Source organism: Streptomyces sp. NPDC054783 (assembly GCF_053611725.1).
The window spans coordinates 177,639-201,355 of the sequence record NZ_JBSHAY010000014.1; the positions used below are offsets into that span (position 1 = coordinate 177,639).

Consider the following 23,717-nt stretch of genomic DNA (forward strand, 5'->3'; position numbering starts at 1 on the left):
ATCTCCGCAACCGGCCGGCGCGGTGGGATGGCTTCATGAACCCCACGACCGAGCAGCACGTGACGCCGACCCCGCAGCAGAAGGACCGGTTCATCACCGGCTGGGCCGTCGCCGGACTGCTCTCGCTCCTGCCGATCGTCGCCCTGTCCTGGATCGTCGTGCTCTCCGGTGAGCGCGGCTCGAGGTGCCTGGAGTACGGCGAGCAGTGCTCGACGATCCCCGGCTACGCCCTCTACGACGCCTTCTGGCTGGCGGTGTTCGCCGGTCTGGCGGCACTGGTGTGGCCCAGAGCCCGGTGGACGTACGCCAGGCTCTGGGCCGTGTTCGTGCAGTGGGCCGCTCAGCTCACCCTCGGGGCACTGATCCTCAACGGCGCCTGACGTCGCCCTTTCCGCACGCCACCCCGTCCCGGTTCCGGTCCAGGCCCAGTGGGTCGTCGGAGCCGTTGACCTTCAGCCGGCCGTAGTCGTTGTGCTGAAGCCAAGCACAGCGCGCAGCGGCCGTCTTCTTCACCTCGGGCGGGAACGCCGTCGGCACGCACACGTTGGCCGAGCCGTAGTGCCGGTCGCAGCCGGAGAGGGTCGGGCTGACCTGCTGCGCGGTCCTCTTCCTGCCGGGGCCCGACACTGTGCCGGACAGGGAGTCGGCGAAGGCGTGGACGTGCGGGGACGCGGCGGTCAGGGCCGCCGGGCCCGTCAGGTGGACCCACTTGGCCACCGACGGCACCCCGTTCGCGTCCACCGCGAAGAGCATGTACCAGCCGGGCGGGGCGATGTTCGGGTTGTTCGTGACGTTCAGGTCGACGTTGTTGCCGTCCACCGACAGGGGCAGGTCCACGAACCGCTGGTTCGGGTCGGAGGAGTGGGTGACCGCCGCGGGACGGATCAGCTCCGCCTTGGCGATCGGGCGGTCGACCGTGATCCGCTGGGTGTCGCCGTACTTCCACTCCTGGTTGATCACCGAGGTGATCGTCGGGCGGGTGCCCTTGTAGAGGTACGGCGGGGTGTAGATCGACACGTTGTGGTTCCAGCTGCCGTTGCCCGGGTTGTCGCCGGTGGCCATCACCCGGCCGTCGGGCAGCAGGAACGCCGAGGAGTGGTAGCCGCGGGACTCGGGGTCGGCCGCGACCGGGTCGAAGGTGTTGGCGGACGGGTCGTAGAGCGAGGACTCGTACACCGGGTTGGCGCGGTTGTGCAGGGCGCCGCCGGTCTCCAGCACCTTGCCGTCGGGCAGCAGGACCGCGGAGACGTACATCTTGCCCTGGTTGCCGGTCTCCGGCTGCGGCCCGCCTCCCAGGTCGACGGTGCCCTGCGGGACCGGCGGGCCTGCCACGTACGACGGGTTGGCCTGCTTGAGGTCGATCAGGTCGGTGAGGCGGCCCGCGTCCGGGTTGGAGTCGATGTTGCCGCCGCCGATCGTCAGCACCCGCTGGTCCTGCGCCGGAGGCAGCAGCACGGACGCCGACTGGTCCCGCTCGTCCTTGTTCTGCAGCCCCGGGATCTGCGTGATCGTGTTGGCGTCGTAGTCGTAGATCGCCGAGCCCGTGCCGGGGATGTTGTTGCCGAAGACATGGCTGCCCGTGTAGAAGAGGCGGCCGTCCTGCATCAGGATCATCGCCGGGTACAGGCCCCAGTACGACCACGTCTGGTTGACCTGGGACAGCGGCAGCCACTGGTTCTGCGCGTAACTGAACTTCTCGGCGGTCACCGAGCCGGTGGAGTCCTCGCGGAGCCCGCCGAAGGAGATGACGTCACCGTTGCCGAGCTCGGTAGCCGACGGGTACCAGTGGCCGTCGTTGAGGTCGTTGGTCCTGGTGTAGGTCTCGGTCGTCGGGTCGAAGATGTACGAGTCCTTGAACCCCTCGTAGCCGTGCCCGCCCGCCACCGGGTACGCCTTGTTGCCGCTCAGGACCAGCACCCGTCCGTCCTGGAGCTGGACATGGCCCGCGCAGAACATGTCCTTCGGGGTGGGGATGACCTTGTAGTCGCCGGTCGCCGGGTCGTAGACCGCGCTCGTGAACGTGCCCGCGTTGAAGTTCTCCTCGCTGTTGCCGGAGCCCGCGATCAGCAGCACCTTGCCGTTGTCGAGCACGACCGAGTGCATGGAGCGGACCGGGTTCTGTGTCGGCAGAACTGACCAACTGCCGTTCGCGCACTGGTCGTTCGTGCCGGTGCACTGGGCCGGCGGGAGCGGGTCGGCCACCTGGTCCATGGTGTAGTCGTCGGTGGTCGCCGAGCCGGTGCCGTAGACGGAGACACCCCAGGTGATGCGGTCCGTGCCGGCCGGGACCTCGGGCGTGCGGACCGTGGCCTGCGTCCAGGCCGACGCCATGTCCAGGGTCTTGAGGTCGGTCCAGTACTGCCAGCCGGCGGCGGTGTCGTGCCGGAAGAGGGTGACGTTGGCGTCCGGGGTCGTGGTCTTGTACCAGAGCCCGAGGTCGTACTGCTTGCCCACGGTCACGGCGGGCGCGCAGTCGGCGGACTCCGTGATCATCGCCTTGCGGTCGCCGTCGACCCGGCGGGTCAGCGTGACCTTCATGGCCTTGGCCCCGGAGTGAGCGTCGGAGGTCGTCTCGAAGGTGAAGTCGTTGTCGCCCCAGCCCGACTTCTCCCAGCAGTACGGCATGTCGCCGCTGCCGGCGGTCTCGAAGCCGGGGTTCTTGATCAGGTTGGCGGCCTCCGCCGGCTGCGGCGCGGCGAGGAGCAGCCCGGCGGCCAGGGCGCCCACCCCGGCCAGCGCGGTCCGTCTGCGGCGTCTGCGATACGTCGTCGTACTCACACGGCTCTCCTTGCTCGGCTCCCCCGGCGCCGGGGGAGGTAGACCAGCGCCTCGGTGCCGGCGAAGCGCAGGACGAACGTCATGACCAGCGCGAGCGCGGTGGCGGGCAGGGCGTCCATGCCGAACCTGCCGACGAGCAGGGCGATCAGCGGGATGCGCAGCAGCAGATCGGCGTTGGCCAGCAGCGCGAACCGGCCGAGCCGGTCCCACCAGCGGCGGTGCGCACGCCGGTCGCGGAACAGCAGCTGCTCGATGAGCAGGAAGTTCCAGGCGACCCCGAACTGGTTGGCGAGGATCTCGGCGGGCAGGTAGTGCATCCCGAGGACGGTCAGCGCCCACAGCCCGACGAGGTTCGGCACGAACCCGCTCGCGCCGATCAGCCCGAAGCCGACCATGCGGGCGACCGGGGATGCGGTGCGCAGGCCCGCCAGGTGGCGCAGGAAGCGGAAGCCCTCGCGGGCGGTGGACTTGGACTCGCCGGCGAACCGGTCCTGGAAGACGAACGGCACCTCGGCGACCTGCCGGGGGCGGCTGCGTACGGCCAGTTCCAGCAGGATCTTGTAGCCGAGCGGTTTGAGTACGTCCGCCGTGACCGCGCTGCGGCGAACGGCGAAGAAGCCGCTCATCGGGTCGCTGATGCCGTGCAGTCTGCGCGGGAAGAGCACCTTGGTGAGCCAGGTCGCGCCGCGCGAGACGGCCACCCGGTAACCCCCGGCGAGCCCGGCCCGGCTGCCGCCCTCGACGTACCGGGAGGCGACGACGAGCCCGGCGTTCGCCCGTTCGCCGGTGGCCACCAGCTCCGGCACGAGGGACGGCGGATGCTGGCAGTCGCCGTCCATGACGACGATCCACTCGGAGGTCGCCGCCCGCAGCCCCTCGACGACCGCTCCGCCGAGCCCGTCGACGGGTTCCTCGCGGTGCAGTACGGCCACCGGGAACGGGCAGTCCCGGGCGGCCTCGCGGACGACCTCGGGGGTGTCGTCGGTGGAGTCGTCCACGAAGAGGACCTCGCAGGGCAGCCGCGCGGGCACCGACTCGATGATCTGGTGCAGCAACCGCCGGACGTTCGCGGACTCGTTGAAGGTCGGTACGACGATGGTGACGGCGCCGGGCTCGGGGACCTCTACGGCGTCGAGGCCCTGCGCCGGGGCGGTGTACTCGCTCATCGCGCCCCTCCCACGGCCTGGATCCGCCGGATCTCGATGCGGTCGGGTCCGTTGCCGAAGGTGGCGACCGGCGCGGAGTGCCGGATCGCGGCCCGTACATTGGGCAGGTCCTTGGCGTCCCGGCGGACGGTCGGCGAGGCGACGACATAGTCGACGTCCCGCCAGCCGTGCGGCATGGTCTTCGCGACGGCCGGGTCGAGGTCGGCCTTGTAGAACCAGATGGCACCGAGCCCGGGCCGGTATCCGGCGTGCACGAGGTCCAGCCAGAGGGCGTCGTCGACGAGCACACGGGTGTCCTTCGGGTCCGCCACCTCGGTGCTGAGCCAGCGGGAGGCCTGCCGGTAGGGCCGGTTGGCGTCGGCGGTGACGGCGGTGCGGTCGCCGTCGTACCAGTGCGGTACGACGTAGGCGCCGGCGGCGAGGGCGAGGACGGCGGCGAGCGCGTACCGGCCGCCGGTGAGGTACCGCTGCTCGCCCTCCGTGCGCCACCTGGTCATGACCGCGTGGGCGACGGAGGCGGCGCCGCCCGCGAGGACCAGGGCGAGGAAGGGCAGCGCGCCGATGACGTACATGGCGGGCAGGTAGCCGTTCGGGCGCAGGGCCACCGCGGCCAGGACGGCGACCGTGAGGGCCGGTCCGGCCAGGGCGCGGGCGGTGACCGACCAGCGCCAGGTGAGCAGCAGGAGCAGGGCTCCGGCGAGGCCGCCGAGGGGCAGGACGCGGTCGTAGTACAGCCAGGAGTGCAGGACGCCGTAGGAGCCGCTGTTCGGGTCGAGGACGAAGCCGGAGCCCGGCCTGGACATCTGGTAGGTGATGCCGTCCCAGAGGGAGACGTGCCCGGGGCCCGGCAGCAGCTCGCCCTTGAGCAGGGCGAACAGCGGGTAGGAGAAGCCGGTCAGGGCGCAGGCGGTGACGGCTCCGGTGAGGGCGAACTTGCGGGTGTCGCGGTGGCTGTGCCGCCACATGGTGACCAGCAGGGCGGGCAGGACGACGAGCATCGTCTCCTTGGTGAGCACGCCCGCGGCGGCGGCGAGGCCCGCCCCGAAGTGGTGCCAGAGGTGGCGGCTGGGCGAGGCGGCGAGGCAGAACGCCAGCAGCAGCCACATCACGGCGATGTTGTCGAGGAAGATCTCCCGGCTGAGGACGACCGCGAGCGGGGACAGCCCGAACAGGGCCATGCCGAGTCCGGCGGCCCAGCGGGGCAGCGAGAGCCGGCGGCCGAGGACGTAGACGAGGACCGCGCTGACGCCGCTGACCAGCAGCATGGTGAACCGCATGGTGCCGACGGTCATCGAGCCGGGGCTGATCGCCGCGGGGAGCCGGCTGAGCAGGGCTATCTGGATCCAGCCGAGCGGCGGGTGGTCGTACCAGTAGGTGTAGTGGGCGAGGCCCCGGCCCTGCTGGACGGCCCAGGCCTGGGCGAGGTAGGTGCCCTCGTCGTCGCTGAGGGTGGGGTAGTCGGCGATGTTCCAGCCCTGGACGACGAGGATCGCCGCAAGCAGGACGCCGCAGAGCAGCAGGTCGGGGCGGGAGGAGCGGAGTCGTGGCGGCGGGCCTGTCCGGCCCGTCGAACGGCCCTCCGGCACAGGTGGGCGCTGCGCGGGGACCTTCTCTGCGGTCACCGCGGGAAGTGTGGAGGTCACGCAGGAACGTCCTCTCGGATGGGCTCGGCCGCGGTGAGGTGTGCGCCGACGTGCGTGGTCAACTCCCAGTCGTTGCGGCCGCGTTGCTCGCGCCAGACGGCACGGATCGCGGCACCGGCGAGGAGGACCTGGTAGAAGGGGCCGCCCAGGATGAGCTTCACGTAGTGGACGAGGCGGACCTTCAGGCCGTACTGCTTGCCGAAGTCGTGCAGCCCGACCACCTCGAAGACGAAGGTGACGGCGGCGGTGACCAGCGGCAGGAAGGTGAGGAACGCGACCCCGACGGGCACGTCGAGGAAGAGCGCTACGGCCGCGTTGAGCGGGATGATCACGCCGGAGAAGGCCTGCATGAACGGGGTCATCAGGGTGTACCGGGCGAGCAACCGCTGCCCGAATCCCGGGAGTTGCCGCCAGTCCCGCTTCCGGTACACCTGCAGGAAGCCCTGGTTCCAGCGGGTGCGCTGCTTGAGCAGCGACATCAGGGAACCCGGGGTCTCCTCCTTGGTCACCATGTCGGAGTCGTAGGCGACGACGACCTTCTTGCCGACGCTGGACAGCCGGACGCCCAGGTCGCAGTCCTCGGCGAGGCAGTCGGGATCCCAGCCGTCCGCTTCCCTGAGGACGCCGGTCCGCACGAAGACGGTGTTGCCGCCGAGCGGGATGAAGCCCTTCTGCGCGTGCAGGTGCAGCCGGGAGCGGAACCAGAAGAAGTACTCCAGGCAGTTGCGCAGGCTGTACCAGCTGGAGTGGAAGTTGATCAGCTGGACCCCGCCCTGGACGACGTCCGCCCCGGTGGTGCGGAACGCGTGGTCGACGTGGGCGAGCAGCTCCGGATGGACCTGGTCCTCGGCGTCGAAGACCCCGACGACGTCACCGCGGCAGTGCGGCAGCGCCGTGTTCATGGCCTTCGGCTTGTTCTTCTTCTCGTGGGTGTCGACGACGACCCGGACGCGCGGGTCCCGCGCGGCGGCCCGCTCGGCCACCTCCGTGGTCTCGGGGTCGTCGTGCCCGACGATCACGATGATCTCGAAGTCGGTGTGCGTGGATTCCAGCAGCCGCTGGATGGTGTGGTCCAGCACCGCCTGCTCGTGCCGGGCGGGCAGCAGCAGTGAGAACGACAGGTGTTCGTCGCCGTCCGGCCTGCCGAACCGGGTGGAGGCCAGCACCTCGGGCGTGCGCCACGCGTGCATCTGCCACCACAGGGTGAACGCCGCCATCCAGAACAAGGCCAGTGAGACAGCGGCGATGAAGACAGACGTGAGCAAAAAGATCCCCCCAGATCCCCAATTACCCCCTGTGCGGGAGACGTTGAGTGACCACCCGTCGACCCGCTGTGGAGAGAGTAGGGGGGATCTGTGAAGTGCGGGAGCTCTTCCGATAAATAGCTTGTTTCGGAACGGTGGTGCGACTAGTGGGATCTATCCGAACACGTGCTCCGTTTCGGACAGTTCACACCTTCCACCGCTCTGGGTTCCGGATGCTCAGCGCCTGTTCAGGGCCACGCCGAGCCGTTCCGGATCGGTCGTCGGCGCGTCACACGTGAAGTTACGGCAGACGTACGCGGTCGGCTCGCCCTGCTGCAGGGGCCGGCCGGCGAGGAGCGGGAACTCGTCACTCTCCGCAGCGCCGACGGCTACGACAGCACCGGGGGCGGTGCCCAGAAGCGCCGTACGGTGCAGGACCGCCGTCTTCTCGTCCGCGAGGCCGGATCCGGGTCCTGGCCCGACGACGGCGACCTCCTTCGGCCCGTCGAGGAGGGCCTCGGCGACGGCGAGCCCCCAGCCGATGAACCGGGGCACGCGCGGCCCGAGGGCCGTCACGACCCCCAGCGCCCGCTCGGCGGCGCTCCGGTGCGGCTCGGACCCGGTGTGCGCGGCATAGCTCAGCAGGGCACCGGCCGCGGCGGTCCAGCCGGACGGGGTGGCGTTGTCGGTGGGGTCCTGCGGCCGGCGGATCAGCCGCTCGGCGTCGGCGGCGGTGTCGTAGAGAGCGCCGGTCCCGGGGTCGGTGAAGCGGGCGAGCACATGGTCGAGAAGCAGTCCGGCGAAATCCAGCCAGACGCCCTCGCCCGTCACGGACGCGAGCGCGAGGAAGCCCTCGGCGACGTCGGCGTAGTCCTCCAGCACGCCGGCGTTGGGGCCGACACGGCCGTCCTTGCTGGTGCGGGCGAGCCGTGCGTGCTCGTCGAGGTGCACCCGGACGAGCAGGTCGGCGGCGCCGAGAGCGGCCTCGACCAGGTCGGGCCGGTCGAAGTAGGCGCCGGTCTCGGCGAGCGCGGCGACGGCGAGGCCGTTCCAGGCGGCGACGACCTTGTCGTCCCGGCCCGGGGCGGGCCGTTCGGCGCGCTCGGCGAGGAGCCGATCCCTGATGGAGGCGATCTTCCCGGCGTCGAAGACCGTGCTGTTCTGCGGCAGTTGGAGGACGGACTGCCCGTGCTCGAAGGTGCCCTCGTCGGTCACGCCGAAGTACTGTGCGGCGAGGTCGCCGTCCGCGTCCCCGAGGACGGCACGCAGCCGCTCGGGTGTCCACACGTAGTACGCGCCCTCGACGTGCCGGCCCGTGCCGTCGTCGCTGTCGGCGTCGAGGGCCGAGGCGAACCCGCCTTCGCCGGTGCCCAGTTCGCGCACGAGGAAGTCGGCGGTCTCCAGGGCGACGCGCCGGGCGAGGTCCGATCCGGTGGCCCGCCAGAGATGGGCGTACACGCGGCAGAGCAGCGCGTTGTCGTAGAGCATCTTCTCGAAGTGCGGCACGACCCAGTCGCGGTCGACGGAGTACCGGGCGAAGCCGCCGCCCAGCTGGTCGTACATCCCGCCCCGCGCCATGCGCTCGCAGGTGTCGTGGGCCATCTGCAGCGCGCCCTCGGCACCGGTCCGGGCGTGGTGGCGCAGCAGGAACTCCAGCACCATGGACGGCGGGAACTTCGGCGCCCCGCCGAACCCGCCGCGCTGCGGGTCGTACTCACGGGTGAGCCCGAGAAGCGCCTGGGCGAGTTCCTGCTCGCCGGGCGGCTGCGCGCCCTGGTGGCTGATCTCCCGCTGGGCGAGATCCCGGACGATCTTCCCGGCGACCTCCGCGACCTCGTCACGACGGCTGCTCCAGGCGTGCTGCACACCCTCCAGCACCTGCCGGAAGGACGGCATGCCGTGCCGGGGCGCGGGCGGGAAGTAGGTCCCGAAGTAGAAGGGTTCGGCGTCCGGGGTGAGGAAGACGGTCATCGGCCAGCCGCCCTGCCCGGTGGCGGCCTGCACGGCCTCCATGTAGACGGCGTCCACGTCGGGGCGCTCTTCGCGGTCCACCTTGATGTTGACGAAGTGCTCGTTCATGAGGGCAGCGGTCACTTCGTCCTCGAAGCTTTCGCTCGCGAGTACATGACACCAGTGACAGCTCGAATACCCGACGCTCAGCAGAACGGGTCTGTTCGTCCTACGGGCCTCGTCGAACGCCTCGGCCGACCAGGGCCACCAGTCGACGGGGTTGTCGGCGTGCTGGAGGAGATAGGGGGACGTCTCGTGAGCCAGTCGGTTCGGCATACCCCCATCCTGCCCCACACGGTCAGGACAGTCCTGCGACGGCTCGGCCTTCCGGACAGGGCGGACTCGCGAGTAGTCCCAGGACGGGCTGCCCTTCACGCCCGGACCGATCACACAGCAGCCGAGGACGGACTTGACGAGCGCGCGACGCTCCGCCATGGGCATCCGCCCGGAGGTTGAGTGCATGTGCATGGCATCCGCGGCGGGGGCTGTCCCCGGCCGCGTCTCGGAACAGCAGGCGCTCCAAGGCTTGGCCTGACCCTGCCGGGCAGCACGGAGGTCGGCAACTGGCCCCTGGCCTGGATCGGCCTCGACGTCCTGATGGCGACGGGCTGCGCGACAACGGCCTTCCTCGGTCTGCGCGACGCGAGAGCCCGCCCGACGGCGTCGGCGACGGCGTCGGCCCTGGACGCGTGGCGTGTACCTGGCAGTGGGCAAGGGCCGGGGCCGCCGGCAGACACCCTGAGCTCTGCGCATGCTGCGGGTCCCTTGAACTGACGCCTGACACCCGGTACTCGACACCGCGGGCCGCGGCTCAGCCGCGCAGAGCGCAGAGACGGTCGCTCTCAGCGTCGGCGGCCGAACTCCCCTGGTAGCGTCGCGCATCCGGCCGCCCCTCGAGGACCGGGCACGAAACCCTCACCGCACCCACTGATCGTCACCCCCTCGCCATCCCGCCTCCCCCGAAGGACACTCGTGGACAAGGGAGTTGCCGCCGGAGGGGGACGGGACATGCGGGACGGCCATCGGGCGGAAGCCGAACGGCTGCTGGTACGGGCCGTCGAGGAGGAGGTACGGCGCTCGGGCGGGCGGATCGACGGACAGCTGCTGCTGTCGCGGGCACGCGACGCGCTCGACGCGATGGCGGGGGCGGCCGGCGAGGAGTACCAGGCCTACGTCCGCGCGCTGGACGAGACCGAGGCGAGCCGGCTGACCTTCGGGCAGCGCTACGCCCGCGAGGGCGCCGGAACGGCCCTGCTGGTGGCGGTGGTTGCCGCGGTGGCCGCGGCCGTGGCCGACCTCTTGCTCGGCACCGGCACCGCCGCCGCCGTCGGCGCGGGTGTCGCCGCGGGCGTGGTCGGCGCCGCCGCCTCCGTGGTGAAGGCGGCCGGTACCCATCTGCCCGCCGCGCACCACCGCGCGGGCGCCGCCGGCCAGCCCGGCGGGCCCGAGCAACTGCGGCTGCAGTGGCTGACCGCGCTGGAGGTGCGCGGCATCCGCCCGTTCCTCGACCAGCAGCGGGTGCTGACCGCCGCCACGGCCCCGAAGAAGAAGGGCGGACCGGCGCTGCGCGGCACGGACAAGAGCGCGGCGGCCCGCCGGCGTACGGTGCTGGAGCAGTCGTTCGGACAACTCCCCGACGCGGACGGCCCGTTCGCGGGACGCCGGGCGGAGCTGGCGCGGATCCGGCAGTGGGCGCAGGCCGCCCGTGCGGCCACCGAGACCCGGCCCACCGTGGTCGTGCTGCACGGCGAGCCCGGCTCGGGCCGGACCACGCTCGCGGTGCGCGCGGCGCACGAGCTGCGGGACCACTTCCGCGGCGCGGTGGTCGTGGATCTGCGCGGCGGCCGGCGGGAGGATGCGCCGCTTGCGACCCGGGACGCGCTGCTGCACCTGCTCAACCGGCTCGGCGCGCCCCGTGAGCAGCTGCTGTTCCGGGAGCGCTCCTCCCCCGACCAGCAGGTCAAGCGGCTCGGCGAGCTGTACCACCAGCATCTGTCCGGGCTGCCGGTGACGATCGTGCTGGACGACGCCTCGGACCCGGAGCAGGTGCGGGCGCTGGTGCCCGAGCGCTCCGACAGCCTGGTCCTGGTCACCGCCCGCACCGGCCTGGACCTGCCCGCGGACCTGCCGGCCTGGGTGCACCATCTGCCGGTCGAGGCGCTGGACGCGGCCGGTGCCGAGGAACTGCTCGGCACCGTCGCCGAGGATGCGTCGGGGCCGTACGACGCCGACTCCACCGACCGGATCCGGGACCTCACCGGCGGGCTGCCGCTCGCGCTCCGGATCGCGGGCTCCGCGCTCGGGCCGCGCTCGCCCCGGCAGCTGGCCACGGATCTCGCCGCGTACGGCCCGGTGGAGCCGGTGGAGCGTGCCCTGTGGCTGCGCTACACCGACCAGCCGGAGCCCGCGCGCCGGCTGCTGCGCCGGCTCGCGCTCGCGGGCCGGGCCTCGCTGGGCGCCGCGGCGGCCGCAGCGCTGCTCGCCACGGACGAGGCCGAGGCCACCCGCCATCTCGTCGCCCTCGCCCGGGCCGGCCTCCTCGACCATGTGCGCGGCAACCGCTACCGGCTGCACGACCTGGTGCGCGCCTTCGCGCAGGCGCGGCTGGTGGACGAGGAGGACCCGGCCGAGCGCACGGCGGCGCAGGAACGGCTGATCGTGAACTACGCGGACCTGGCCGACTCGGTGCTGCGCCTGGTCGACGGGAACATGTCGACGCGCTCGCACCAGTTCGGCCCGCACGGCTTCACCTCACTGGACGAGGCGCTGCGCTGGCTGGACGACGAGTCCAGCTTCATCACCGCGGCCCTGCGCCACACGGAGGGCGTGAACCAGAGGGCGGTGCAGAACCTGCTGGGCGCGCTGTGCGACTACTGCCTGCTGCGCGGCGACCTGTACCGGCTCGGCGAGATCAGCGAGCTGGCGCAGGCCGTCGACAAAGGACTGCTGGTGCGTTCGGTGCAGTGGCGCACCGGTATCGCGGCCCGGCAGCTGGGCGAGCTGGACAAGGCGCGCACCACGCTGGCCTCGGTGGTGGACCTGTACCGGGAGGCGCACCACGACGCGGGGGCGGCCCGCGCCCTGGCCTCGCTCGGGATCACCCTGCACCACCAGGGCAACCTCACCGAGGCCGCGGCCAAGCTGCAGGAGGCGCTGGAGCTGCAGGCGGCGCCGGAGCTGGCGACGGACCGGGCCTGGACGATGCACGCACTGGCCGCCGTCCAGCGCGACCGGGCCCGGCTGGCGGAGGCGCTGGACCTGCTCACCCGCTCCCTGGTCCTGCATCGCGAGGGCGGCTCGGTGCACGGCGAGGCATGGGCGCACTTCCAGCTCGGCCAGCTGGCGCTGCGGATGGGGGACGTACCGCGCGCGGAGACCGAGCTGCGGGCCGCCCAGGAGCGGTACGGCCGGACGCACGACGCGCGCGGCGAGGCTTGGGCGCTGACCCAGCTGGCCCGGGCCCGTCTGGTGGCCGGCGACGCCTCACCGGCCGTCGAGGGCCTGAGGCGGGCCGCCGCCCGGCACCGCGAGAACGAGGACGCGCGCGGCGAGGCGTGGACGCTGTACTACCTGGGCCAGGCGCTGGAGGAGGCCGGCGATCTGAGCCTGGCGGTGCGCGACCTGGAGCGGTCCCGCACGATGTTCTCCCGGATGCGGGACGTGTACGGCCTGGCCTGCGCCCGGCACCACTCGGCGCGGGTCACCCGCGACCAGCGGGCCGCACAGACCGGCTCGCTGCGCAACTCGGGCTTCGCCCGGCAGCTCCTGGCGGACGCCCGCGCCGACTTCCAGCGGATCGGCGTCGCCCACGGCGAGGCGTGGACCTGCCTGGAGCTGGCGGTGGTCGACGCGGGCAACGGTCGTACGCAGGCGGCACTGGCCCTGTGCGACGAGGCGCTGGACCTGTTCGCCTCCTACGGCGACCGGCGCGGCGAGGACTGGGCCCGCTTCCTGCGCTGCACCCTGCTGCCCTACGCGGCGCCCGGCGGGGCGGAGGTGGGCACGGCGGTCGCCCAGGAGGAGCTGGCCCAGCTGGCCCGCGCCGGCCATCCCCTGCGGGACGAGAAGCTGGCCGACTGCGTCCCGGCGTACGCCCTGCTGCTGGAACGCGGGGTCAGCCTGGAGGACGGCTGGCAGGCCTGGCGGCTGCGCATGACGCCGGACCGCCACGCCCGGGAGGTGATGGGGGTGGCGGTACCGGCGAGGCGCTGAGGCCCGGGTCAGCCTCGCTCGGCCGCGGAGTCGGCCTTCTCGGCCTTCGCTGCCTGCTCGGCCTCGGGGTCCGGGGACTCCTTGAAGTCGACCTTGTTCATGTGCTTGCTCATCGACTTCATCAGGCCCCACACCGCCAGGGCCATCACCGCGAAGACGATGAAGCCGAGGACGCCGGGGGTGACCTTGTTCTGGTCGACCTCCTTGGCGAGGGGGACCAGATGCGTCACTGCCAGGCTCACGCTTGCGCTCATGTCAGGCATTGTCCCGGATGCCCGCGAAGAGGTCGTCCTCGGGGAGGGAGGTGTCGACGAGAGACTTCGCCAGCTCGTACTCCTCCGTCGGCCAGACCTCCTTCTGCAGCTCCATGGGCACCCTGAACCAGCCGCCGTCGGGGTCGATCTGCGTGGCGTGCGCGATCAGCGCCTTGTCGCGGATCTCGAAGAAGTCCGCGCACGGAATGTGCGTGGTCAGCGTGCGCTCGGTGCGCTGCATCTCGCTCCAGCGCTTGAGCCACTCCCCGTACGGCGACTCCAGCCCGCGCTCCAGCATCGCGTTGTGCAGGGCCTCGGTGCGGGGGCGGTTGAAGCCCTGGTTGTAGTACAGCTTCAGCGGCTGGTGGGCGGGGCCGAACTCGGACTCCGGGTACTTCTCGGTGTCCGCCGCGCCCTCGAACGCCACCATGGAGATCTTGTGGGTCATGATGTGGTCGGGGTGCGGGTAACCGCCGTTCTCGTCGTAGGTGGTGATCACCTGCGGGCGGAAGGCGCGGATGCTGCGGACCAGCTCGCCGGCCGCCTTGTCGACGTCCTCCAGGGCGAAGCAGCCCTCGGGCAGCGGCGGCAGCGGGTCGCCCTCGGGCAGGCCGGAGTCGACGAAGCCGAGCCACTCCTGCCTGACCCCGAGGATCTCGCGGGCCTCGTCCATCTCCTTCTTGCGTACCTCGTGGATGTGCTCCTCGATGTACTTGTCGCCCTGCAGCTTCGGATTGAGGATGGACCCGCGCTCTCCGCCGGTGCAGGTCACCACCAGCACGTCCACCCCCTCGGACACGTACTTCGCCATGGTGGCCGCGCCCTTGCTCGACTCGTCGTCGGGGTGCGCGTGAACGGCCATCAGTCGCAGCTGGTCAGTCAAGACTCAATCCTCGGTAAGTCGGCGCCCCCGTGGCTCCGGGCGCATTCGGCGGCTTCTATAGTGACGGAAACGGGGGGCGAATAATTCCGGGTCCGGTTCCTGCCGAGAGGACGATCATGAGTACGGCGAGCACGCGGCTGCCCGAGGGCCGCTACGGCCGTTCCTCGGACGAGCGTGCGGACCGGCGGCTCAAGGTCGCGGGCACGGTGCTCGGCGCGGCCCTGCTCGCACTGGTCGGATACTTCGCCTACCACTATGTCGTCGAGAGCAGGATCAGCGCCCAGGTGATCGCCTTCGACGCCACGGACAACGCGGTCAAGGTGCACCTGGAGGTCCACAAGGACTCCGGCACCTCGGGCTACTGCACCCTGCGCTCCCAGGCGGCCGACGGCTCCGAGGTGGGCCGGGCCGACTTCCGCTTCACCGGGTCGGCCACGCGTATCGACAAGGTCGTCACGCTGCGTACGACGGCGAAGGGCACCACGGCCGAGCTGCTCGGCTGCCATACCGGCTGAACGGGACCGGACACCCCGGCTACACCCGGAATACATACCTGCTGACCTGCGTTGATGTGATTCTGATGGCTTATGTCCTCCCCCTTCCGGCCTTGAATTGTTAGGCTCGTGGTTTCGCCCATCCAAGAGGGAACATGCTTCTGGGTAGGGCGATGCTTTGTATTCCCAGTACCGACGAGGAGCACCCTGTGACCCAGACCAGCGAGAACGTCACCTGGCTGACCCAGGAGGCGTACAACAAGCTCAGGAACGAGCTTGAGTACCTTACTGGTCCTGCGCGCACGGAGATCGCCGCCAAGATCGCGGCCGCGCGCGAGGAGGGCGACCTGCGCGAGAACGGCGGGTACCACGCGGCCAAGGAGGAGCAGGGCAAGCAGGAGCTGCGCGTGCGGCAGCTGACCCAGCTTCTCGAGAACGCCAAGGTGGGCGAGGCCCCGGTCTCCGCCGACGGCGCCGTCGCGCCCGGCATGGTCGTCACGATCGCCTTCGACGGTGACGAGGACGACACCCTGACGTTCCTGCTCGCCTCCCGCGAGTACGCGAGCGCCGACATCGAGACGTACTCGCCGCAGTCCCCGCTCGGCGCCGGCGTCACCGGCCACAAGGTCGGCGAGGACGCGGAGTACGAACTGCCGAACGGCAAGAAGGCCTCGGTGCGGATCCTGAAGGCCGAGCCGTACTCGGGCTGATCCGCCCTTCCCATGTGACCTCGAGCCCCCGGTGCCCGGCGATCCAGCCCGACACCGGGGGCTTCGTCGTGCCTGCAGCCGTGCCTGCAGCCGTCAGGCGGTGGCCGAGCGGTACTTGCGGACCGCGAGCGTGCGGAAGACCAGGATGATCACGACCGACCAGATCAGCGAGGCCCACACGGGGTGCTGCATGGGCCAGGCGCTGGATGCCTGGAAGCCCGGGGGAAGGTTGCCGAACAGTTCGCGGCTCGCCTGCACGGTGGCACTGAACGGGTTCCACTCCGCTATGTGCCGCAGGAAGGACGGCATCTGGTTCGCGTCCACGAATGCGTTCGAGATGAACGTCAGCGGGAACAGCCAAATCAGGCCGCCCGAGGTCGCGGCTTCTGGAGTCCGAACGGACAGGCCGATGAGTGCGCCGATCCACGAGAACGCGTACCCGAGCAGCAGGAGCAGGCCGAATCCGGCGAGCACCTTGGCGACGTTCTCATGCGTGCGCCAGCCGACGATCAGGGCGACGACCGCCAGGACGACGAGGGTGAGCGCCGTCTGGACCAGGTCGGCGAGAGTGCGCCCGGTCAGGACCGCGCCGCGCGCCATGGGCAGGGAGCGGAAGCGGTCGATGAGGCCCTTGTGCATGTCGTCGGCGATGCCCGCCCCGGCGCCTGCCGTGGCGAACGTGACGGTCTGGGCGAAGATGCCGGCCATCAGGAACTCGCGGTAGGCCTGGGTGGAGTTGGACGAGCCGACCTGGATGGAGCCGCCGAAGACGTAGGTGAACAGCACCACGAACATGATGGGCTGGATCAGCCCGAAAACGAGCATCTCGGGAATCCGGCCCATGCGGATCAAGTTCCGGCGGGCGACGACCAAGGAATCGTTGACGGCGCTCATTTGACGGCCTCCTCGCCGTTCGCCTCGCCCTGGGCGGCGGTCTCGGCCACGTGTCCCGTCAGCGACAGGAAGACGTCGTCGAGCGTGGGGCGGCGCAGCCCGATGTCGTCTATCTCGATCCCGCGGGTGTCCAGCTCACGGATGATCTCGGCGAGCAGCTTGGCGCCGCCGGTCACCGGGACCGTGAGCTTGCGGGTGTGGTCCTCGACCGTGACCTCGCCCTTGCCGAAGCCGCGCAACACCTCGGCGGCGCTGGTGATGTGCTCGCGCTGGTGCACCACGACCTCGACGCGCTCGCCGCCGGTGCCGGCCTTGAGCTGGTCGGAGGTGCCCTTGGCGATCACCCGGCCGTGGTCGACCACCGCGATGTCGTGGGCGAGGTGGTCGGCCTCCTCCAGGTACTGCGTGGTGAGCAGCAGGGTCGTACCGCCGGAGACGAGCTGTTTGATGACCTCCCACAGCTGCTGGCGGTTGCGCGGGTCCAGGCCGGTCGTCGGCTCGTCCATGAACATCACCGGCGGCGAGGCCACGAGCGCCGCGGCGAGGTCGAGCCGGCGGCGCATGCCTCCGGAGTAGGTCTTGGCGGGGCGGTCGGCGGCGTCCGCGAGGTTGAACTGCTCCAGCAGCTCCCCCGCGCGCGCCTTCGCCGCGTTGCTCTTCATCTGGTACAGCTGCCCGACCATCTGGAGGTTCTCCCGGCCGGTCAGATACTCGTCGACCGCCGCGAACTGGCCGGACAGGCCTATGGAGCGGCGTACGGCGTCGGGGTCCTTCAGTACGTCCACGCCCGCGACCACGGCCTTGCCGCTGTCGGGGCGCAGGAGGGTGGTCAGGCAGCGGACGGTCGTCGTCTTGCCGGCGCCGTTCGGCCCGAGGAGGCCGAGGACCGTGCCCTCGGGCACGTCCAGGTCTACGCCGTCGAGAGCCCTTACGTCGCCGAAGGTCTTCACCAGGCCTTCGGCATGGATGGCGCCTGGCATGTCTGTCTCCACGTCGTCGGGGATGGCTCGAAAAGGCGGGGTTTGCATGTTCGGATACGCCTGCGGCTTTCCGGGCGAGGGTGGTGGTCCCGCAGCCGCCACGACACACCATAACGCGATGTATCGCGTTCCTCAATGGATTTCACCTGAACGGATGGCGAGGGGTGCGAAAGGGCGGCCGGGCCTCAGTCGATGACGGTGTAGCCCGCGTCCCGCAGGGCCTGGCCGACCTCGGCGCAGTGCACCGGGCCCTTCGTCTCGAGGTGCAGCTCCACCTCCGCCTCCGTGAGCCCGAGCCGGGGGTCGGTTCGAACGTGGCTCACGTCGAGGACATTAGCGTCGGCCACTGACAACACCCCGAGGAGCGTGGCGAGGGCGCCCGGGCGGTCCGTCAGCCGGAGCCGAACGGCCAGGTAGCGGCCCTGCGCGGCCATGCCGTGCCGCAGCACGCGCTCCATCAGCACCGGGTCCACGTTCCCGCCGGAGAGCACCGCGACGACCGGCCCCTCGAAGGTGTCCGACACGGCCAGCAGCGCCGCGACCGGGCTCGCCCCGGCCGGTTCCACGACCAGCTTGGCCCGCTCCAGGCACAGCAGCAGAGCGGCCGACAGCTGGTCCTCGCTGACCGTGCGCACCTCGTCGACCAGGTCCCTGACGATCCCGAACGGCACCAGGCCCGGCCGGCCGACCTTGATGCCGTCGGCCATCGTCGCCGGATTCCGCACCGACACCGGGTGCCCGGCGGCCAGCGAGGGCGGGTAGGCCGCCGCGCCCTCCGCCTGCACGCCGACGATCCTGACGTCCGGCCGAATGGCCTTCACCGCCACGGCGATCCCGGCCGCGAGCCCGCCGCCGCCGATGCCGACGACGATCGTGCGCACCTCCGGGCACTGCTCCAGGATCTCCAGGCCGACCGTGCCCTGACCCGCGATGATGTCCGGGTGGTCGAAGGGGTGGATGAACACCGCCCCCGTCTCGGCCGCGTACTCCTCGGCGGCGGCCAGCGTCTCGTCGACCACCTGGCCGTGCAGGCGCACCTCGGCGCCGTAGTCCCGCGTCGCGCTGATCTTGGGCAGCGGGGCGCCCTTCGGCATGAACACCGTGGAGTGCACCCCGAGCAGCGAGGACGCCAGCGCCACGCCCTGCGCGTGGTTCCCCGCGCTCGCGGCGACCACGCCGGCCGCCCGTTCCTCCGGCAGCAGCCCGGAGATGCGCACATAGGCGCCGCGCAGCTTGAACGAGCCGGTCCGCTGCAGGTTCTCGCACTTGAGATGCACCGGCGCGCCGACCAGCTGGGACAGGTGCCGGCTGCCCTCCATCGCGGTGACTCGTGCCACGCCCGAGAGCATCTTCTGGGCACCGCGTACATCGTCGAGGGTGACGGAACGCAAGGAGTCAGCCGTGTGGTAGCTCATGACTCCAGCATCGCAGTTCACGGTCGTACACGATGGTTGTGACCAAGCTCCGAGACCGGTTTGCGCAGCGCCGGTACGGCCCGCCGCCGGGCCGCGTACCCTGTCCCCCAACCCAGCAGCCCTTCATGAAGCGAGCCTCCGGCCATGCCCACAACACCCGAATTGTCGATGGACATGACGACCGTCGGTGACACCGGTCTTCTCGACACCCTTCAGCACGAGGTGGCGGTGTTCGCCCGCCGTGCCGAACAGACGCGGCTCGGCGGGGTCGGGCAGGTGCGCAACTCCATGGACCGCGCGGCGTATCTGCTGCTCAACCGCCTCGACAAGGAAGGCCCGATGGGCGTCAAGGCGCTCGCCGCGAGCATGGGCATCGACTCCTCCACGGTCACCCGGCAGGTGGCTCCGCTGGTCGACACCGGGCTCGTGAAGCGCACCTCGCACCCCGAGGACGGGCGGGCGGTGGTCCTTCAGCTGTCCCCGCGCGGGGCCGCCCGGCTGGAGGAGGTGCGCTCCTCCAGGCGTCAGCTGATGGCCGAGCTGACGCAGGACTGGGCACCGGAGGAGCGCGAGCAGTTCTGCACGCTCCTGACCCGGTTCAACCGCGCGCTGTCCGCGCGGATGACGGTGCAGGGGACCGCGCCGGTGGACCAGCCGCCGGTGTCCTGAGGACGGCCGCCCACCGAGGGCAGCCCGGCGCGGGCACGCAGCGGTCGGTGCCGGAGTCCTGCCGGTCGGTGCCGGAGTCTTGACCCCGGGCCGCCGCTGGCCTCATATGAGACCGGGTCCTGCGTCGTACGCGGTTCACCTGTCCCGTACCGGACAGGGCCCCTCTAGGGGGAGGCGCGGTGCGTGATCGGCAGGTGTCCCGAGGGGCCCGCCGGGCCCGGGAGTTCGAGGCGTTCGTCGCGGGCGCGGCCGGACGTCTGCTGCATGCCGCCACGCTGCTGACCGCGGAGGCGCCGAACGCCAACCCGCGCGCGCGACGCCTGCTGACGCTCGCGCTCGCCCACACCTACGCGCGCTGGGACGGGCTGCACGGCGAGGACCCCTACGACTGCGCCCGCCAGTACCTCGCCACCCGCTTCGCACGCGCAACGTGGCACCAGTACGGCGCCTTCGGCCGCACCCGCCCGGATCCGGACGGGCCGCTTGCCGCACTCACCCCACAGGAGCGGCTGATCCTGGTACTGCGCCTCTACGAAGGAGTCGCCGAGGAACAGGCAGCGGCCCTCCTCGGACTTCCACGGGAACGCGTCCACACCATCTGCGACCGCGCGACAGCCACCCTGCTCCACCCGGCAAGCCGCCCCGCGCCACGGAGCGCGGGCAGGGAGGTGGCGCCTTCATGAGGCGGTGGGAAGTGAACAGCGCGGTGAGTGCCAGGGGCGTGGGAAGCGTGCGGGGCGGCGGGAGCGCCGTGCGGGTGGACGGCCCCGCCGGCACGCGGACAGCAGGAACTCGGCGCGTCGGGAGGGCGGTGTGAACCGGCCCGAACGGGAGGCCGCCGCGCGGCAGATCATGGAGCAGACCCCGGCACCGGTGCCGCCGGACCTGTGTGCGGAGGCGGTGCGCCGCGGCGAACGCCTGCTGCGGCGCAGGCAGCTCGTCCGCCGGACGCTGTGGCTGCTGGCCTGCGCCGCAGTCGTCGCGTTCAGCGTGTGGGCGGCCCGAGTGCACCCCTGGGCGGAGCCGCCCTCCCAGACGACTCCGCCGATCACCGGCTGGTGAGCCGCCGGCCGGTGGCGTCGCTGGCGTCCAGGGCCGTCGGCTGGTACGGCCGCGGGAGGGCGGGGGGGGCGGCCCGCCCCGTACGGCGGCGGGCACCCGGGGCCGCGGCGGAGCCGCACATCGATACGGCCCCGCGCGTCCCCTTGCGGCCCGGCCGCGCCCCGCGTCGGGCGTCCGTTTCCGTCAGCCCAGCGCCTGCTGGAGGTCGGTCAGCAGGTCGTCGACGTTTTCGATGCCCACGGACAGTCGTACCAGGTCGCCGGGGACCTCGAGCGCGGAGCCGGCCGCGGAGGCGTGCGTCATCCGGCCGGGGTGCTCGATGAGGGACTCGACACCGCCGAGGGACTCGCCGAGGGTGAACACCTTCGCGCGGTTGCACACCTCGACGGCGGCCTCCTCGCCGCCCTCCACCCGGAAGGACACCATGCCGCCGAACGCCTTCATCTGCTTCGCGGCGACCTCATGGCCGGGGTGCTCGGGCAGGCCCGGGTAGAGCACGCTGGTCACGCGCGCGTGCCGGGTCAGCATGTCGGCGATCTTCGTGGCGTTCTCGCTGTGCCGGTCCATCCGCACCGCGAGGGTCTTGGTGCCGCGCAGCACCAGCCAGGAGTCGAAGGGGCCGGCGACGGCGCCCATCGCGTTCTGGTGATAGGCCAGCTCCTCGCCGAGGCCCGGGTCGGAGACGATCAGCGCGCCGCCCACGACGTCCGAGTGACCGCCCATGTACTTGGTCAGGGAGTGGACGACGACGTCCGCGCCGAGCGACAGCGGCTGCTGCAGATAGGGCGTGGCGAAGGTGTTGTCGACGACGAGCTTCGCGCCCGCGTCGTGCGCGACCTGGGCGACGGCGGCGATGTCGGTGATGCCGAGCAGCGGGTTGGAGGGGGTCTCGACCCAGACGGCCTTGGTCTTCGGGGTGATCGCGGCCCGTACGGCGGCCGGGTCGCTGGTGTCCGCGACCGACCACTCCACGCCCCAGCGGGTGACGACCTTGGCGAAGAGGCGGAAGGTGCCGCCGTAGGCGTCGTTCGGGATCACCACGTGGTCACCGGGGCTGAGCAGCGTGCGCAGCAAGGTGTCCTCGGCCGCCAGGCCGGACGCGAAGGCGAGACCTCGACGGCCGCCCTCCAGCGCGGCGAGGTTCTCCTCGAGGGCGGTACGGGTGGGGTTGGCGCTGCGGCTGTACTCGTAGCCGCCGCGCAGCCCGCCGACGCCGTCCTGCTTGTAGGTCGAGACCTGGTAGATCGGCGGGACGACCGCGCCGGTGAGGGGATCCGCGGTGTTGCCCGCGTGGATCGCGAGGGTCTCGAAGTGCTGACTGAAATGCCTGTCGCTCATGTGCACCGAGCGTAATGCGCCTGACCGGGTCCTGTGGCCCGCAGAGCAACCCGGCACGCTGACCTGTCATGAACGGGACCTGAGTTTTCCACAGCCCCGCGGTGGGGTTGGCCAATTGTCGGCGGCGTCTGGTTCGCTTGACGCATGGCGATTCTCTGGCTGGTCATGGCGCTGCTCATGCTGAGCTTCGTGCTGCTCCCGTTCATGCGGCGCAGGCGCGGGATGATCGAGCAGGTTCCCCCGGGACACCCGGACGCCGCCGACCCGGCGGCCTACGGCTTCGTGCGCCAGGAGGAGCTGGACGTGCGCATGCCCGGCACGGACCAGGACCTGCTGGAGGTCCTGGAGTTGGTGCAGCGCACGCAGGACTATCGCGCGGCTTCCCAGTTGCTGGCCGGCACCGAGACCGAGGGCGAGCTGCGCTGGCAGCGGGTACAGGCGTTCGCGGGCGCGGCCGCGCTGGAGCTGCAGCAGCGGCCCGGCGGGGTGCACGAGACGCCGGGCGGCCAGTGGCTGCGGGTGTGGCGGGCCGAGCAGCCCAAGGACGCGGGCTGCGCCGCCGTCTACGCGGAGTTCCTGGTGCAGCAGGCCTGGCGGACGTCGACGCCGGGCACGGACGACTTCCGGATCATCATGGAGGAGGCCCGGGACGCGTGCGCTCAGGCCGCGCTGCTGGCCCCGGGTGACCCGGTGCCGTACATCGTCGGGCTGTCCATCGCGCGTGGACTGGCCTATTCCCAGGCCGAGTTCGATCAGCTGTGGCTGAAGATCCTCGACCGCGCCCCGCATCACATGGGCGCCCATCTGGCCGCGCTGCACTACTGGTGCGAGAAGTGGCACGGCTCGCGCGAGCAGGCGTACGCCTTCGCCGAGGCCGCCGCGACACGCGCCCCGCAGGGCTCGCTGCTCGCCGCGCTGCCCCTGTTCGCGGTCTTCGAGCACCTCCCCGAGGTGAACCTGGTGGCGGGCTTCTACCAGAGCGAGGTCGTCACCAAGGCGATGCACGGCGCCCTGCACGCGGTGCACTCGGCCCGCCCCGACGATCCCGTGCTCGCGCACGTCCGCCATCTGCTGATCTTCTTCCTGGTCCGCGCCGAGCGCTGGCAGGAGGCCATGCACCAGCTGATACACGTCGACGGACACGTCGGGGCGCTGCCGTGGACGCTGTCCGCCGACCCGGCCGCCGAGTTCGCCCTCTACCGCGCCCTGGCGGTGGCCGGTTACGAGGCCAACGGCGGTAACCCGGCCACCCTCCCCGGCTGAGTCATCGGCCCCGGCCGGCCACCTTCCCGGAGGGCAAGGTGGCCGCCGAACGGGACGGGCAGGCCGGGAGTTCGCCGCCGGCCCGGCCGCCGCGCGGATCGCCGGACGCGACGGCGTGAACCCGACCTACGAGGAGGTCTGCTCGGGCCTGCCAGCCACGTGGAGGGGATCCTCCCGGGCGGGTACTGCGGACCGGGCGGGACGGGGCCCAGGCCGAGTACCGGTGTCGTCGCGCGCGGCCCACAGACCGCCTGCCTCTGGCAGATCCCCCACCCCACCCCACCCCACCCCACCCCACCCTCGCCGAGCTGTACACGCAGTACCCGCGCTGGGGGCACTTCGCTCTCGACTTCGAGCCGCGCCTGACCCGGCTGCTACAGGCCACCGCGACCGGCCTCGCTGCGGGCGGCGCAGCTATGGAAGCCATTTGATGTTTTCGCCCGGTGTGGGTGCGCCCCAGCACCACCCGCCCTCCGAGCCGATTTGGCGGTTGCCGTGAAGGAGGGTGGCGGCGAGTTAGGCCGGCGTGGCGGCTTTGGGACTCTCCTGCCGGAGCACGAAGGGATCGATGCACTCATCAGCCTGCCCAAGACTCCGCCCGGCTGGGAGACCCGGGACCAGCACTCCCCCTGTTCCCATCCGTGTGCGGCGACCGACCGAATGGTCCACTGAACAGGTCCGCCGATCACCAAGGACATGCAC

19 protein-coding genes are annotated in these 23,717 nt (G+C 71.4%); 8 read left to right on the forward strand and 11 right to left on the reverse strand.

The features are described from left to right. Positions 1-35 precede the first annotated feature (35 nt). Entirely contained in the window at positions 36-380 is a 345-nt protein-coding gene (locus ACWGJ5_RS24765) for a hypothetical protein (RefSeq protein ID WP_453311849.1), read from the forward strand. Here ACWGJ5_RS24765 and ACWGJ5_RS24770 read toward each other — a convergent pair. The 5 genes from ACWGJ5_RS24770 to ACWGJ5_RS24790 form a co-directional block, all read right to left on the reverse strand. Then, a complete protein-coding gene (locus ACWGJ5_RS24770) occupies positions 367-2,778 on the reverse strand; it encodes a galactose oxidase-like domain-containing protein (RefSeq protein ID WP_453311850.1) in 2,412 nt (803 codons plus the stop codon). The two genes, ACWGJ5_RS24765 and ACWGJ5_RS24770, sit on opposite strands and share 14 nt — an antisense overlap. Beyond that, positions 2,775-3,944: a glycosyltransferase gene (locus tag ACWGJ5_RS24775; RefSeq protein WP_453311851.1), complete on the reverse strand. Its 1,170-nt coding sequence runs from the start codon at positions 3,942-3,944 to the stop codon at positions 2,775-2,777. Before ACWGJ5_RS24775 ends, ACWGJ5_RS24770 begins: the two co-directional genes overlap by 4 nt. Further along, entirely contained in the window at positions 3,941-5,587 is a 1,647-nt protein-coding gene (locus tag ACWGJ5_RS24780) for an ArnT family glycosyltransferase (protein ID WP_453311852.1), read from the reverse strand. Before ACWGJ5_RS24780 ends, ACWGJ5_RS24775 begins: the two co-directional genes overlap by 4 nt. Further along, positions 5,584-6,852: a glycosyltransferase gene (locus tag ACWGJ5_RS24785; protein WP_453311853.1), complete on the reverse strand. Its 1,269-nt coding sequence runs from the start codon at positions 6,850-6,852 to the stop codon at positions 5,584-5,586. Before ACWGJ5_RS24785 ends, ACWGJ5_RS24780 begins: the two co-directional genes overlap by 4 nt. Positions 6,853-7,068: 216 nt before the next feature. Next, complete coding sequence (locus ACWGJ5_RS24790) at positions 7,069-9,117, reverse strand: thioredoxin domain-containing protein (protein ID WP_453311854.1); 2,049 nt, start codon at positions 9,115-9,117, stop codon at positions 7,069-7,071. A 732-nt stretch (positions 9,118-9,849) separates the two neighbouring features. Here ACWGJ5_RS24790 and ACWGJ5_RS24795 point away from each other — a divergent pair. Beyond that, positions 9,850-13,053: a tetratricopeptide repeat protein gene (locus ACWGJ5_RS24795; RefSeq protein ID WP_453311904.1), complete on the forward strand. Its 3,204-nt coding sequence runs from the start codon at positions 9,850-9,852 to the stop codon at positions 13,051-13,053. A gap of 8 nt (positions 13,054-13,061) precedes the next feature. On the opposite strand, the gene ACWGJ5_RS24800 is transcribed toward ACWGJ5_RS24795, so the two are convergent. Both ACWGJ5_RS24800 and mca read right to left on the reverse strand, forming a co-directional pair. After that, positions 13,062-13,316 (reverse strand): hypothetical protein, encoded by a 255-nt coding sequence (locus tag ACWGJ5_RS24800; RefSeq protein ID WP_453311855.1) that lies wholly within the window; start codon positions 13,314-13,316, stop codon positions 13,062-13,064. Further along, positions 13,309-14,190 carry a mycothiol conjugate amidase Mca gene (gene mca / locus ACWGJ5_RS24805; protein WP_453311856.1) on the reverse strand — a complete coding sequence of 294 codons (882 nt, stop codon included), beginning with the start codon at positions 14,188-14,190 and terminating at the stop codon, positions 13,309-13,311. Before mca ends, ACWGJ5_RS24800 begins: the two co-directional genes overlap by 8 nt. Positions 14,191-14,306: 116 nt before the next feature. Here mca and ACWGJ5_RS24810 point away from each other — a divergent pair, with 116 nt between their 5' ends. Together ACWGJ5_RS24810 and greA are read left to right on the forward strand one after the other, a co-directional pair. Then, positions 14,307-14,705 carry a DUF4307 domain-containing protein gene (locus tag ACWGJ5_RS24810; protein ID WP_228621010.1) on the forward strand — a complete coding sequence of 133 codons (399 nt, stop codon included), beginning with the start codon at positions 14,307-14,309 and terminating at the stop codon, positions 14,703-14,705. Between the two features lie 188 nt (positions 14,706-14,893). Then, on the forward strand, positions 14,894-15,394 hold the full coding sequence (gene greA / locus ACWGJ5_RS24815) for a transcription elongation factor GreA (RefSeq protein WP_453311857.1): 501 nt from the start codon (positions 14,894-14,896) through the stop codon (positions 15,392-15,394). A 93-nt stretch (positions 15,395-15,487) separates the two neighbouring features. On the opposite strand, the gene ACWGJ5_RS24820 is transcribed toward greA, so the two are convergent. The 3 genes from ACWGJ5_RS24820 to ilvA all read right to left on the reverse strand — a co-directional run bounded on the left by ACWGJ5_RS24820 (position 15,488) and on the right by ilvA (position 18,683). Further along, positions 15,488-16,288, reverse strand: a complete 801-nt coding sequence (locus tag ACWGJ5_RS24820) for an ABC transporter permease (protein WP_453311858.1) — start codon at positions 16,286-16,288, stop codon at positions 15,488-15,490. Then, positions 16,285-17,268 carry an ATP-binding cassette domain-containing protein gene (locus ACWGJ5_RS24825; RefSeq protein WP_453311859.1) on the reverse strand — a complete coding sequence of 328 codons (984 nt, stop codon included), beginning with the start codon at positions 17,266-17,268 and terminating at the stop codon, positions 16,285-16,287. Before ACWGJ5_RS24825 ends, ACWGJ5_RS24820 begins: the two co-directional genes overlap by 4 nt. A 185-nt stretch (positions 17,269-17,453) precedes the next feature. Beyond that, positions 17,454-18,683, reverse strand: a complete 1,230-nt coding sequence (gene ilvA, locus ACWGJ5_RS24830) for a threonine ammonia-lyase (RefSeq protein ID WP_453311860.1) — start codon at positions 18,681-18,683, stop codon at positions 17,454-17,456. 144 nt (positions 18,684-18,827) lie between these two features. Here ilvA and ACWGJ5_RS24835 point away from each other — a divergent pair, with 144 nt between their 5' ends. The 3 genes from ACWGJ5_RS24835 (at position 18,828) to ACWGJ5_RS24845 (ending at position 20,414) form a co-directional block, all read left to right on the forward strand. Next, entirely contained in the window at positions 18,828-19,352 is a 525-nt protein-coding gene (locus tag ACWGJ5_RS24835) for a MarR family winged helix-turn-helix transcriptional regulator (RefSeq protein ID WP_453311861.1), read from the forward strand. Between the two features lie 179 nt (positions 19,353-19,531). Continuing rightward, a complete protein-coding gene (locus ACWGJ5_RS24840) occupies positions 19,532-20,035 on the forward strand; it encodes a sigma factor-like helix-turn-helix DNA-binding protein (RefSeq protein ID WP_453311862.1) in 504 nt (167 codons plus the stop codon). Between the two features lie 130 nt (positions 20,036-20,165). Continuing rightward, complete coding sequence (locus tag ACWGJ5_RS24845) at positions 20,166-20,414, forward strand: hypothetical protein (protein WP_453311863.1); 249 nt, start codon at positions 20,166-20,168, stop codon at positions 20,412-20,414. Between the two features lie 183 nt (positions 20,415-20,597). Here the strand turns inward: ACWGJ5_RS24845 and ACWGJ5_RS24850 are convergent, their stop codons facing one another. Further along, positions 20,598-21,752 carry a cystathionine gamma-synthase gene (locus tag ACWGJ5_RS24850; RefSeq protein ID WP_228621018.1) on the reverse strand — a complete coding sequence of 385 codons (1,155 nt, stop codon included), beginning with the start codon at positions 21,750-21,752 and terminating at the stop codon, positions 20,598-20,600. 144 nt (positions 21,753-21,896) lie between these two features. On the opposite strand from ACWGJ5_RS24850, the gene ACWGJ5_RS24855 reads away from it, so the two are divergent. Then, positions 21,897-23,015, forward strand: coding sequence for a hypothetical protein (locus tag ACWGJ5_RS24855; protein ID WP_453311864.1), 1,119 nt, complete (start codon positions 21,897-21,899; stop codon positions 23,013-23,015). Positions 23,016-23,717: the final 702 nt, after the last annotated feature.

What these genes read in the sequence shown, in the direction of transcription:
- ACWGJ5_RS24835 (WP_453311861.1), top strand. Translation starts at nt 18,828, where the DNA reads ATGCCCACAACACCCGAATTGTCGATGGACATGACGACCGTCGGTGAC.
- ACWGJ5_RS24820 (WP_453311858.1), bottom strand. Translation starts at nt 16,288, where the DNA reads ATGAGCGCCGTCAACGATTCCTTGGTCGTCGCCCGCCGGAACTTGATC.
- ACWGJ5_RS24850 (WP_228621018.1), bottom strand. Translation starts at nt 21,752, where the DNA reads ATGAGCGACAGGCATTTCAGTCAGCACTTCGAGACCCTCGCGATCCAC.
- ACWGJ5_RS24765 (WP_453311849.1), top strand. Translation starts at nt 36, where the DNA reads ATGAACCCCACGACCGAGCAGCACGTGACGCCGACCCCGCAGCAGAAG.
- ACWGJ5_RS24800 (WP_453311855.1), bottom strand. Translation starts at nt 13,316, where the DNA reads ATGCCTGACATGAGCGCAAGCGTGAGCCTGGCAGTGACGCATCTGGTC.
- ilvA (WP_453311860.1), bottom strand. Translation starts at nt 18,683, where the DNA reads ATGAGCTACCACACGGCTGACTCCTTGCGTTCCGTCACCCTCGACGAT.
- ACWGJ5_RS24855 (WP_453311864.1), top strand. Translation starts at nt 21,897, where the DNA reads ATGGCGATTCTCTGGCTGGTCATGGCGCTGCTCATGCTGAGCTTCGTG.
- ACWGJ5_RS24825 (WP_453311859.1), bottom strand. Translation starts at nt 17,268, where the DNA reads ATGCCAGGCGCCATCCATGCCGAAGGCCTGGTGAAGACCTTCGGCGAC.
- ACWGJ5_RS24795 (WP_453311904.1), top strand. Translation starts at nt 9,850, where the DNA reads ATGCGGGACGGCCATCGGGCGGAAGCCGAACGGCTGCTGGTACGGGCC.
- ACWGJ5_RS24775 (WP_453311851.1), bottom strand. Translation starts at nt 3,944, where the DNA reads ATGAGCGAGTACACCGCCCCGGCGCAGGGCCTCGACGCCGTAGAGGTC.
- ACWGJ5_RS24810 (WP_228621010.1), top strand. Translation starts at nt 14,307, where the DNA reads ATGAGTACGGCGAGCACGCGGCTGCCCGAGGGCCGCTACGGCCGTTCC.
- ACWGJ5_RS24790 (WP_453311854.1), bottom strand. Translation starts at nt 9,117, where the DNA reads ATGCCGAACCGACTGGCTCACGAGACGTCCCCCTATCTCCTCCAGCAC.